The sequence below is a fragment of the Ruminococcus sp. genome, assembly GCF_016283395.1.
In genome coordinates this window covers 24,521-36,935 of the sequence record NZ_JAEEMU010000041.1, presented here as the reverse complement: position 1 = coordinate 36,935, position 12,415 = coordinate 24,521, and the positions used below count along the sequence as shown (strand labels likewise).

11 protein-coding genes are annotated in these 12,415 nt (G+C 42.3%); 7 read left to right on the top strand and 4 right to left on the bottom strand.

Annotated elements, in window-relative coordinates; all coding sequences use genetic code 11:
- Positions 1-11: 11 nt before the first annotated feature.
- Together QZZ41_RS09050 and QZZ41_RS09045 are read right to left on the bottom strand one after the other, a co-directional pair.
- A complete protein-coding gene (locus QZZ41_RS09050; protein ID WP_295070704.1) occupies positions 12-719 on the bottom strand; it encodes a prolipoprotein diacylglyceryl transferase family protein in 708 nt (235 codons plus the stop codon).
- Positions 720-741: 22 nt separating this feature from the next.
- Positions 742-1,305 (bottom strand): hypothetical protein, encoded by a 564-nt coding sequence (locus tag QZZ41_RS09045; protein WP_295070701.1) that lies wholly within the window; start codon positions 1,303-1,305, stop codon positions 742-744.
- Between the two features lie 184 nt (positions 1,306-1,489).
- Here QZZ41_RS09045 and QZZ41_RS09040 point away from each other — a divergent pair, with 184 nt between their 5' ends.
- The 4 genes from QZZ41_RS09040 (at position 1,490) to QZZ41_RS09025 (ending at position 5,910) form a co-directional block, all read left to right on the top strand.
- Positions 1,490-2,197, top strand: coding sequence for an ATP-binding cassette domain-containing protein (locus QZZ41_RS09040; protein ID WP_295070698.1), 708 nt, complete (start codon positions 1,490-1,492; stop codon positions 2,195-2,197).
- Complete coding sequence (locus QZZ41_RS09035) at positions 2,190-3,776, top strand: hypothetical protein (RefSeq protein WP_295070695.1); 1,587 nt, start codon at positions 2,190-2,192, stop codon at positions 3,774-3,776. The genes QZZ41_RS09040 and QZZ41_RS09035 overlap by 8 nt, the downstream gene beginning before the upstream one ends.
- Before the next feature lie 302 nt (positions 3,777-4,078).
- The gene (locus tag QZZ41_RS09030; RefSeq protein WP_295070693.1) at positions 4,079-5,125 is read left to right on the top strand and encodes a hypothetical protein; all 1,047 of its coding nucleotides are present in this window, start codon (positions 4,079-4,081) and stop codon (positions 5,123-5,125) included.
- A gap of 119 nt (positions 5,126-5,244) precedes the next feature.
- A complete protein-coding gene (locus tag QZZ41_RS09025; RefSeq protein ID WP_295070689.1) occupies positions 5,245-5,910 on the top strand; it encodes a nitroreductase family protein in 666 nt (221 codons plus the stop codon).
- 607 nt (positions 5,911-6,517) lie between these two features.
- Here the strand turns inward: QZZ41_RS09025 and QZZ41_RS09020 are convergent.
- Positions 6,518-7,444: a SufD family Fe-S cluster assembly protein gene (locus QZZ41_RS09020; protein WP_295070685.1), complete on the bottom strand. Its 927-nt coding sequence runs from the start codon at positions 7,442-7,444 to the stop codon at positions 6,518-6,520.
- A gap of 12 nt (positions 7,445-7,456) precedes the next feature.
- A complete protein-coding gene (locus QZZ41_RS09015) occupies positions 7,457-8,185 on the bottom strand; it encodes an ABC transporter ATP-binding protein (RefSeq protein WP_295070683.1) in 729 nt (242 codons plus the stop codon).
- 296 nt (positions 8,186-8,481) lie between these two features.
- Here QZZ41_RS09015 and QZZ41_RS09010 point away from each other — a divergent pair, with 296 nt between their 5' ends.
- The 3 genes from QZZ41_RS09010 to QZZ41_RS09000 all read left to right on the top strand — a co-directional run bounded on the left by QZZ41_RS09010 (position 8,482) and on the right by QZZ41_RS09000 (position 12,412).
- A complete protein-coding gene (locus QZZ41_RS09010) occupies positions 8,482-8,724 on the top strand; it encodes a hypothetical protein (RefSeq protein WP_295066703.1) in 243 nt (80 codons plus the stop codon).
- Positions 8,702-10,282, top strand: a complete 1,581-nt coding sequence (locus QZZ41_RS09005) for a hypothetical protein (RefSeq protein WP_295070680.1) — start codon at positions 8,702-8,704, stop codon at positions 10,280-10,282. Before QZZ41_RS09010 ends, QZZ41_RS09005 begins: the two co-directional genes overlap by 23 nt.
- 1,455 nt (positions 10,283-11,737) lie before the next feature.
- Positions 11,738-12,412, top strand: coding sequence for a response regulator transcription factor (locus QZZ41_RS09000; protein ID WP_295070677.1), 675 nt, complete (start codon positions 11,738-11,740; stop codon positions 12,410-12,412).
- Positions 12,413-12,415 lie beyond the last annotated feature (3 nt).

Sequence of the window (12,415 nt, the reverse complement as noted above, 5' to 3'; positions counted from 1 at the left end):
CAGCGAAAATATCAATTCTCAATTCTCAACTTTTTAAAGTATTTATATCCTGCAATTGCAACGGCTGCAATGACCAGACAGAGTATCTGATTTAGTGATATTATCTTATCCGTGTGAGAAGCGCGGAGAAAATCCAGTCCGCCCTTGCCGAGTACAGATGCGATGATGACGAAAAGCTCGGTGTTCTGTTTTTTCTTCATAAATAAGATGATACCCGTAACGAATATAGCGAAAAACAGGAGAGTTTCCGCAAGCTGTACAGGGAATACGCATATATCTCCCGTTCTTTTGCCTGTATACTCAATACAGAACGCTCCATGACAGGCAATGCCGCGGCAGCAGCCTGCGCACAGACAGCCTATTTTTGATATGCTGTACATCAGCGGCACAACGAGAGTGCAGCTTGTGAGCATTGTTCTGAACTCGCGGCGGTCTCTGCCTATAAGTGCAATAGTCACAACGGCAGCGAACATACCGAAAAGTCCGCCTATAGAGGAAAGTCCCAGGCCCTTTCCGAAAGTAGTTATATACGTAAGCAGCAGCCCGAAGAATATGCTCATAAAAGGGGCGAGCAGGGAAAGATATCCTGCCATGTGCTTTCTGACTCCGCTTTTTACGTTAATAAAAAACATAGAACCGATACCTGCTGCAAACGACAGCATTATCATTATAGCATAGGGCGGTATTTTGCCCCAGTCAGTATCAATGTGTAAAGTCATATATATCATCTCCAAAGCCGCATTATCCCGGGATATTGTTGCAGCTGTCCAGGATTTCTCCTGTTATCATTCCGCAGGCAGCCATTGCCAGCAATATTCCGATAAAGAAAAGTACGCCGAACACGATGTAGATTATCATAAGTACTTTTCCGAATGTGTTCTGCGGATGATTAACGCGGACTATTATCATAAGCACAAGAGCAGCTATCCAGCACGGAAATGTCAAAGCAGGTGCCACAGACGATATAAGAAATCCCAGACCTATAAGTCCTAAGGATATTCCGCACATTGTATTTGCTTTGTTCTCGTCCTGAGCGTTATTCTGAGCGTATGGCATATAATTGGGCGGATAATAGTTGGTTACAGGTCTGTCGAAGCTGAAAACCACCTCATCGCTACCACTGAACGACATAAGATAGTAGTATTCCTCCCTCGTAAGATAGTGGAACCATCTTCCGTCCATAGTCTGTATGAAGAAATGTCTCTGCAATGTCTCTGTATCGACTCCCTCAGGAGCGAAAATTGCAGGAATTCCCTGAACCATATCGTATGTACAATCCTTGACCTCATAAAAGTGTACTTTCATAATACTGCCTCCCCATTGGCTTTCGTTGATTATATTTTACATTATCTTCCGTGTATTTTCAAGATGACAAGAATAATTTATTCAGTGACATATGTAATCATTTTTTCTTATTGACTAAAGTGCTGTAAACTGCTATAATTTATATTGGAGTGTATATTTAACACAAATAAACGGAGGCTTTATTATGCGCTTTTCTATTGAAAATCTATCAAAAAAATATGACGACAAACAGGTACTAAGAGATATAACATTTACTTTTGAATCAGGCAAGATATACGGACTTCTTGGCAGGAACGGAGCAGGAAAGACTACTCTTTTCAACTGTATAAACGGCGATATCACTTCTGATTCGGGAAAGTATACGCTTCTTACGGATACAGGCGTCAGAGATCTTGTCCCCGAGGATATAGGATATGTGCTTTCTACTCCCACGGTTCCCGAATTCCTCACAGGACGTGAGTTCCTGAAGTTTTTTACAGAGATACATTCTGACAAGATACACGACTTAAAACCCCTTGATGTATATTTCGACTATATGGGTATCGACCGCATAGACCGCGACAAGCTCCTCAAGGACTATTCTCACGGTATGAAAAACAAGATGCAGATGCTCATAAACTTCATAGCACAGCCGAATATACTTCTGCTCGATGAGCCGCTGACCTCACTTGACGTAGTAGTTGCCGAAGAGATGAAGCAGCTTCTCCGCACACTTAAAGGTAATAAGATAACTATTCTTTCGACTCATATCATGGATCTTGCACTTGATCTCTGCGATGAGATAGTGCTTCTCAATCATGGTGTACTTGAACCCGTATACAAGTCAGACCTTGACAATAACGAATTCAAGGACAAGATAATCGCAGCACTGAGGGAGGATAACAATGCTTAAAACTCTGCTCATTTCCTTCAAGCTGAAAAATACATACCGTGTCAACTCTATACTTCACGGTTTCAGACAGATACCGCTCATAAAGAAGATTTTTCCGCCTGATGTCTACAGTATGACAGGCTTCAAGATATTTGCCTATGTCATATCCATACTCTGGGAGTTATTCTCCATGTTCGCCTTTAAGATAGCATATCTGTTCCTGGCAGTTTCTGTATGGAACGGTACGCTGGAGATACCCGCCCATAACGCGGTGCAGTTTATTTTTCATCTCCTTGTGCCATTCACTATTATGGGGGCATTTACAAATAACTATATCTTCACTCCCGAAAAGCATAAGTACTATGCCATGATACAGCTTGGCATGGAAGCAAAAAAATTCACTCTTGTGAATTATGCTTTCAAGCTTTTGAAGCACTTCATCGGCTTTTTTGTGGCTGCTATGATATTCTTTGCAGACCGTATCGGAATAAAGGGCTGTCTGCTGCTTGCAGTATACGGAATAGCAGCAAAGATCGCAGTATGTCCGCTGGAGATGATACGCTTTAAAAAAGGCAAGAAGCTTGCAACAAAAGCCAAACTCAGCGTTCTGATTCTGCTGCTCGGCTGCGCAGGCATAACAGGACTTTACGTAACGGCAGCATTCGGCTGCATGATACCTCTTAAAGTATCATACGCCATTATTGCATTGTTTATCATCGCAGCAGTCATAGCTGTACCGTACATATTAAAATATGATAATTACCGCGCACTGAACAAAGAGATACTCAATGCTGAATTCGTGTCGCAAATGGATATCAAAGCAGCGCAAAGGCAGAATTTCCAGAAGAACACACAGAAGAATATCAGTGCCGATACTGGTATTACCAGTGACAAGAGCGGATTTGAATACCTCAATGAGCTTTTTGTAAAGCGTCATAAAAAGATACTGTGGGAAAGCTCCATAAAGGTGACATTTTTCCTTGCGATAATAATTATTTTGATGGGAATAGTTTGCATTTTCGTGCCTAAGGAGACAAAGGGGATAAACAAGTATATAAGCAATTCTCTCCCGTATTTCGTATTTGTCATGTATGCAGTGAACCGCGGTATGCAGTTCACACAGGCACTTTTCGTAAACTGCGACCACAGTCTGCTCACATATCCGTTCTATAAGGAGCCGAAGTCCATTCTTACATTGTTCCGTATACGTCTGCGTGAGATAATCAAGGTAAATCTTCTTCCCGCAGTAGTCGGCGGCATCGGACTTGCATCGCTGCTGTACCTGTCAGGCGGAACTGATAATCCTATAAACTACGGAGTCATTATTGTTTCAATATGTGCGCTGAGTATATTCTTCTCCGTACATTATCTTACGATATATTATCTTCTCCAGCCCTACAATGCAGGTACAGAGATAAAGAACGGCACATACCGTTTGATAACTATAGTGACATATCTTGTGTGCTACTGGATGATATATTTACACGTTCCCACACTTACTTTCGGTATCCTCACCATTGTTTTCTGTGTGGTGTATATCATAGCAGCCTGCCTGCTGGTCTATAAGTTCGCACCCAAAACTTTCAGGATACACAGCTGATATTAAAAAGCAGACCGGAAAAGTTATTTCAGGTCTGCTTTTGTTCGGAAAGATCATTTGAAATATATGCAGAAAAAATTCAAATATATAGATGCAGACTTACAAACTCAGAAAAAAACTATACAGCCATTAGCCGAAAGTGTTCGCTTACGCTCACATTATTTAAATAATCGCCGAAGGCGACACATTTGCTTATAACTAACGCCTAAGGGTTAAAGGCAGAGTTTTATAATTAATGTCAGTTTTCTTACTGACATAACGATTATTCTATTGAGGACTATTTAACAGAAAGGTGGATATTATTGTCGGCAAAAATAATTGACTGGATAAAAGAACACAGAAAAAAGCTCCTTATAATACTTATCTCGGTGCTTTTGATAGATATCCTGCTTATTGTGATATTATCGCTGAAAGGCAATGCTGAACCAAATGAATATTATGATAACGCTGAAGCTGTTTTTGAGGCAGCAGAGGTCGAATACCCAACAGAGGACACCGAACTGGCTGAGGATACAGCAAAAACAGGATCTCAGACCGTATCCGAAAAGGAAACGGAGTTCGATACAGACTATCTGCCTTACTGTAAGGCTTCTGCCATATATTCCATGAAAAAGGGCGAGCTGATATACAGTTATAATATAAATGAAGAAACAGCTCCTGCCAGCCTTACAAAGCTGCTTACAGCATCTGTTGCTATGCAGTATGCTGATATGGACGACGTATTTACAGCTGGCTCTGAACTTGCATACGTAAATGCAAATTCCAGCCTTGCAGGTCTTGAGGTGGGCGACAGCCTTACACTCCGCGACCTGATAACAGGAATGTTTCTTGCTTCGGGAAATGACGCAGCTCATACGGTGGCAGTTTCGGTCGCAAGAAATGTATTCCCTGATGCAGACCTTAACGATACCGAAGCTATAAACTGCTTCTGCGGACTTATGAAACAGTTTGCGGAAAGCATAGGCATGGAGGACAGTTCTTTTGTAAGTCCTGACGGCTGGGACGATTATGAGCAGTATACTACGGTATCAGACCTTCTTAAACTCACTGAATATGTCATGTCAGAGCCTGAGCTTTGTGATATCGTAAAGCTGCCGAAAAAGACTGTTTATTCCACAGCAGGAAAGGTCTTTACATGGCAGAATTCAAACCAGCTCCTCGATATTAACGGCAGCTACTACTGTGAGAATGCCATAGGCGTAAAGACGGGAACTACCCAGAATGCAGGCAGCTGTCTCATATCAGCCTTTGAGGGCGATGACGATACATATATATCGGTAGTAGTGGGCTGCAATACAGACGATGACAGGTATGTTTATACTCTTGATATGATAAATCAGATACTCTAAGGCGAATTTCTGCGAAATTTTCGCTTTTATTTCCGTAATATCATCTAAAATCTATTGCATTTCATAAAAAAATGTGTTAGAATAATAAAAACTGCAATTTTGCAGGAACGAGGTGTATTATGGATATCAAAGAAGCAATCAAATCACGACACAGTGTAAGACAATTTATCAATAAACCAATAGCAGATGATCTTAAAGAGAAACTCAACAAACTTATCAAAGAGTGCAACGAAGAAGGCGGACTGGGTTTTCAGATAGTATATGACGATCCTGAATGTTTTAACACATTCCTTTCTCATGTTGGAAAATTCGAGAATGCAAGGAATTATATAGTTCTCGCCGGAAAGAAATCACTCGAAGACCTCGATGAACGCTGCGGTTACTACGGCGAAAAGATCGTACTTGCAGCACAGCAAATGGGACTCAATACCTGTTGGGTAGCAGGAACATACGGCAAGAGCAAGGTCAGAGTAGATATACCTGACGATGAAAAGCGCGTATGCGTTATTGCCATTGGTTACGGAGCAAATGAGGGAACAAAGCATCGTTCAAAGCCTATCGAGAAGCTCTGTGATATCAGAGGAGATCAGATGCAGCCTTGGTTCAGAAATGGCATGGTAGCAGCAATGATGGCACCTACCGCACTTAATCAGCAGAAGTTCTTTGTAACTCTTGAAAATGATGAAGCAGTCATTACAGCCAAAAAAGGCATGATGACAAAAATTGATCTTGGTATAGTAAAGTACAATTTTGAAGCAGCATCGGGACATAAGTGTCGTGCATGATTAAAAAAGTAAGGGCGGATTTATCCGCCCTTTTTCTTGTATGTAATAGAAAAAGCATATCATTAATCATAATGCTAATATAGAAGATTATGCGATTGTAGTGAACGCCTCCCAACAGGAGCTGCGATCCTCTGTCAGCTTTGCTGACATCTCCCTACACTGTATAGAGTAACCCTTGGCGTTCCATTGTAGGGGCGGATATTATCCGCCCGTCAGCAACGATATAATGATGTAAGGGACGCCCTCTCTTGCAGGGCCCCCTAATCGGGTCCGTCCCCTCTGTCGCGTTGCGACATCTCCCCACCCCGTGGGGAGTCACCCTCTTCCGAAAACAATTCACTGGATTGTTTTCGGAATTCACCCTTGCGGTGCGCCTTCGTATTATTTCGCTGTTCTTTAAAAGCTGTGAACAGCGACCAGAGACGCTGTCTCTGACCTAACCGGTACGCCCCCTCTGTCGCGTTGCGACATCTCCCCACCCTGTGGGGAGTCACTCTGCCAAAGGAACACAGTCCCTTTGGAATCCCTTTCATGGGCTCGGCAAATTATTACGTTACCTCATAATTTATAAAAGCCATAGTACTTCTGATACTATGGCTTTTATGATTTACTTTAAGAATCCGTTTATTATCTGTTCTTCGGCTTCAGCCTCTGTAAGACCGAGAGTCATGAGCTTTATGAGCTGTTCGCCTGCGATCTTTCCGATAGCAGCCTCGTGAACAAGTGCAGCGTCAACGCTGTTTGCTTCAAGAGAGGGGACTGCAAGTATCCTGCCGTTGTCCATGATGATAGAGTCGCACTCTGTATGACCGCTGCAAGCTGCGCTGCCGTTTATGCACAGATCAAGCTTCTGGTAAGAGTCGTCACGGGCAACTGAACGAGAAACTACATCAGCACTTGAACCGTCACCGTTAAGGTCGACCTTATAGATACTGAAAGCCTGCTGCTGACCGTGAGTCATAAGTCTTTCGCGGACTAAAAGCTTTGCATCAGCCTTGAGTTCTGCGATAGTAGTACGCTTTGTAGAGTCAACGCCCTTTATCTGCACCATTTCCATTTCCATAGTGCTGCCCTCATCCATGTGTACTTCCGTTACAGGATTGAGGATACGCTTACCGCTGCCGTCACCTGAGCCGTAATGCTTTTCAACATAGCGCACCTTTGAATTCTTGCCTATGAAGAAGCGGTGTATACCGTCGTGCTCGGAGTCCTGAGAGCCGCAGTTGTCGATACCGCAGCCTGCTACGATAAGAACATCGCAGTCATCGCCAACAAAGAAATCATTGTAAACATCTTCCTTGATACCGCTCTGGCTGAGTACAACAGGAATATGGATACTTTCGTTCTTAGTGCCTGATTTTATGCGTATATCTATACCGCTGACATCGTTCTTAGACTGTATGTCGATATTTGCGGTAGTATTTCTCATTAATGCCTTGCCGTTTGCGCGGAGGTTATATGCTCCCTCGGGGATACCGTGAAGATCGGCGACCTCCTGAAAAAGTCTTTTCTGAACTGCATCTATCTGCTCCATATCCTTGCCTCCTTACGCCATTTTATGACAGATATTTATTGCGTTTTCCGTGCCTGTGATCTCAGGGAGGATAATATCCTTATCGCCGTGCTTTAAGATATTACCGTCTGATATAACGATTATCTCATCAGCAATATTGAGGATACGCTCCTGATGAGAGATAACGAGGATAGTTCTTCCGTGGCGTTCCTGACGCATTTTCTCAAAGATACGGATAAGATTATTGAAGCTCCAGAGGTCGATACCTGCCTCGGGCTCGTCAAAGATAGCAAGCTTTACATCTCTTGCGAGGACTGTAGCTATTTCGATACGTTTAAGCTCACCGCCCGAAAGAGAAGCATTGATCTCACGGTCGATATAGTCCTTTGCGCAAAGACCTACTTCCGAAAGGTAATTGCAGGCATCTGATACGGAAAGGTTCTTGCCTGCGGCTATTCTGAGCAGGTCGATAACAGTCAGTCCCTTAAAACGGACAGGCTGCTGAAAAGCAAATCCGATACCGAGTTTTGCACGTTCGGTGATATTTTTTTCGGTGATATCGACACCGTCAAAAATGATCTGACCGCCTGTGTTCGGCACGATACCTGCAATGATCTTTGCCAGAGTAGATTTACCGCCGCCGTTAGGGCCTGTTATTACAACGAATTTGTTATCACCGATAGTATGGGAAATATTTCTGATAATTTCTATATTTGAGCCGTTGTCTTCAGCACTGAAGGAAATATTTTTCAGTTCAAGCATTTTCAGAACTCCATTCTTTTTGATCGTAATGTTAAATTGTTATTGCTTTATCAATTATACCACTTATTATAAATAAAATCAATAACCGCCGCTATATTATTCTGCCGTAATTTTATAATAATATCATGGATATGACGTAAAATAGGGAAAATACTGTTATACGTAGCTAACTATTGTACCGCTGTGAAAATTTTTTTGAAAAATTTTTCTGATATTCAATGGTTTTCCGTTGAAAAAACGTTTTTTTCAGCCCCTTTATGAAAGTACTTTCAAAGAATTTTTCAGGAGGTAAGAAAATGCTTACAATATTAAAAGAAAAGTTTATGAGCTTTAACGGTGAGAGATCACTTGTTATCGCAGAGCTTGCAGTTGATACAAAGACCGAGCTCCCAGCCGAGAACGGAGTTGACGGGAGACTTATCTCACAGGGCACTATTGCATGGGAGATAAGCACAGGCGATCTTTACGGCTTCGGCGGCGACGGAAAATGGGTTGATCAGGCAACAGGCGAAGTGTATGATCCAACGGACGGAGAATGATGCGATGCTGCGTGAATTACTATTTGCAAACAGAGGAGCAGTTACCGATGATCTGAGAACCCTTATGGTTTCAAGAAAGATCAATTTTGGTGTACGCGAGCTTACACGGGCACTTCCGCTCCGTTTCCGTTCCAACGGTACATCTTTGCTCGACTGGAGAATAACAGGAGCAGCAGGCGGAGTCGGAAAGCTCGGAAAAAACTACCTTAAACTAAAAACCGACCCTATCCCTAATGGCGCAGCAGGAACATGGCTTGCATATGCACCTGGTTTTGTGAATGCTGTCAATGGATTTACCGTTAACAGCGGAAATGCTGCTCGACTTCTTTTCCAGATAAGACATTATGGTGACTACGCTGTCCAGCCCTCACACGTTGGCGATATTATGATGACAGAGGGCTCAACTATACCGACAGCCTATGATGCTGATACTACAATGTATAAGCAGGGCATTATGCAGGGCAATATCGTGAACCATGACGCCACAGCTCCGAGAACTGTGGGAGTAACACAGGAGCTTTACTGTGGTGACGACGGCGGCGGTGGAACTAACAATTATATTATTTCACCGTCTAATATAGCAATACGCTGTAAAACTTATTCTATACCTGTAAAACCTAATACTGATTATTCAGTAAGGGTGTTTAATTCTTCTTACAATGATATCGAGTTCTATACCTGCTATTATTCAGAACCGGGTACAATAACTCCGACAGTAACAGCTTGCTCGGCATATACACAAAAATCAATTCCCGGGAATGATACGTTTGTTGAAGATACTGAACAGTGGGTAAAGCTTGTGTATTCTCATTACAGACGTTCTGAGTATCAGTACGCATTACCTTGTGATGTAAGACCTGTAAAATATGATTACTGCGAATATTTTGCAACTCTTAAAGCAGGTACATACAAGCTTATGATCGACACCTGGGGCAACAATCGCTTTTCTGGAACAGGCGGATATTGGACAGGCATACAGGATTACAGCGGCTGCGTATATGATAATTTCAGTTATGGAAACACACAGGGAAATGAATGGTTTACGCTGCTTGCAGAGGATAATACGGTAATTATTGCAAAATCTGATATTTTGCCAAGCGGTATAAGTTCAAAATCAAAGAGAGTTGACGACGGCGCACCATATCCTAACTACTTCCATAAGGAAGTCACATTCACGTTGCAGGAAGATACTAAAGTCGGTCTGTTCCACAAAGCATATTACGAAAACAACAGCGATCCTATCCCTGCATATCACCGTTTTATGATAGTGGACTCTGATGTTGAAGCTGAGGAGTTTGCCACAACAGGTGCAGACCCCTGCAATATGACGGGATACAGTGCGTGGGAGAAGTATAACGTCAGCCTTCCCGTAAATATCAGCAGCCGAGGTCAGACACAGACTGTAACTGTTGATCTCGGTGACTCCTTCCTCGGTGCAGGTGATACCATATCACTTGCGGATACTCATACTGCTATACCTACCTACAGCGGTACAAATATAATAACCGTTGACAGCGAAGTACAGCCAACGGAAATGTACATAAAGTATGTAGGATAGATCTATACAGCTCCCGTAACTGTGATGCTTATATAGAAGTTTATAGTTATTACTCGGGGAAAACCTTTCTGAGGAAAGGTTCTTCCCCGAACCCCTTTCCAAAGACTTTTTAGCTGATTTTTTCTCAGATAGGGCACACATCATATTATTACAAGGCTTTGTAATTTTGCTTTGTGCCCTATCTGAGAAAAAATAAAACCAGAAGTTTTAGGGAGGGAGTTTGAGGGAGGACCCTTTTTCAAAAGGGTCTCCCTCAATAATAGTTATTAAAGCTTCTGTATGCGTATCACAGGTTAAGAGGAGTTGTATAAATAAGAAAGCCCCCTCGGTCATATAGGGGCTTTCTTATCTATTATTCAGAGAGGTGGGTCAAGCGTGTACTAAGATGGGAAAGAATTTCCCGATACGGAGACGGAAAGCATCGCAGGATAAATTATCACGATCTTTCAGCAGCCGTAAATATCAGATGCCTTATTTTCTGATATTCCGTCCTTTGCAATTATAAAAGCTTTTCAGAGAGCAAATCTTATAAAGACCATTATCATTTTTTCACCATTTATATTTTGTCCTGTAACTGTTAAGAGTGGTCTGTTCAATGATAAACGGTAATCCTGAGAAGGTGCAGACTCCTTAGGAATATGCGGATAAAACGTTCATCTCTCTGTAAGACTTTTGCGGTGCAGTGAAGAACCCGCCAATTCCCGATCGCTGAATCTATCAGGTACACATCACATTAATTGCTGTATACATGAGGTTCAGCGGTCATTTTATTTGTTTTTAGTATGGAAAAGGTAGGGTTCAGGGAGGGGGTTTTACAAAATTGTAGAGTAATAATCAGTTTTGGATTTGTTGTAAGGTTTTTCCATAGTATGTGCAGATCATCGGCAGTTCAGATGAAGAATTGCCGCGTTTTTCGCTTTCTCCCGTGACACATGGACAGATCACAACAAGGAGAATACGAAATCTGCACAGCAGCCAAGCATTGCACCTGTAAGCTCCGACTGTGAAAAAAGCGGTCAAAAAGTGCCGTAAAAAAGACCTGCGCGCTCCCATTTTCCGAAATGTTTTTTCAGGTCTGTAGTACCGCTTACGATGACGTACAGTCCCGTAGCTATGAACCGTTTATAGCTTCATATGCGCCTACACATGAAGTGTCATCGTGTATTTTTTTCTGTCGTCAGCTGTTTTCAATGCTGCTGCTACAGAAAGTCTTTTTGACTTTCTGACAATATTATATTACAAATATTTGGCTATTACAAGACATTTTTTGCCTGAAATTACGTTCATTAATCGTTTTTTGCTCTTTACATATTTTAATCGGATAGAAATTTGACAGTTTTGCATGGTGTGTATATAATGAAATAGAAATAAGCTACACAAAAGACAATAAAAGGATACACAAAAGACACATTGCGGTTTTATAATACAGTTAAAGTAATAAGGAGCGCGCATCTTATGAAAAAAATTCTGCTTATAGAGGACGACACCGAAATATGTGAGGTCATCAAAAACTACTTTAATACAAAAGGTACGGAAGTATCTGCGGTAAACAACGGAGGCGAAGCCTTTGATATCATCAGGGGTGATGATATGGACTATGAGCTTGTACTGCTGGATATAATGCTGCCCGAAACAGACGGCTTTACGCTGTGCAGACAGCTGCGAATGAGGAGCGATATCCCCGTGATTTTTATAACTGCAAGGGGCAGGGAAGAGGATATCCTCTACGGCTATGACCTGGGCTGCGATGACTATATCGTTAAACCATTCTTGCTCTCTGTACTCTACAGCAAATGCGAGGCACTTGTACGCCGTGCAGGCAATGCAGACGACAGCAAAGTGCTCAGCTGCGGCAGTATAAATCTTGACACAAGGACTCTCCGATGCTTTGCTGATGATAATGAAGTAGAGCTTCCACCAAAGGAATTCGCTATACTTCGCTATCTTTTAGAGCATGAAAACTGGGTAGTTACCCGTGATACTCTACTTGACAGGATATGGGGATATGACTATTTCGGCAGCGACCGCGTAGTGGATAATCATATAAAAAAGCTTAGAAAAGCTCTCGGCAGCGCAGGTGCGCAGATAAAGACTCTTGTGGGACGGGGGTATAAGCTTACAAAGGAGTGAACA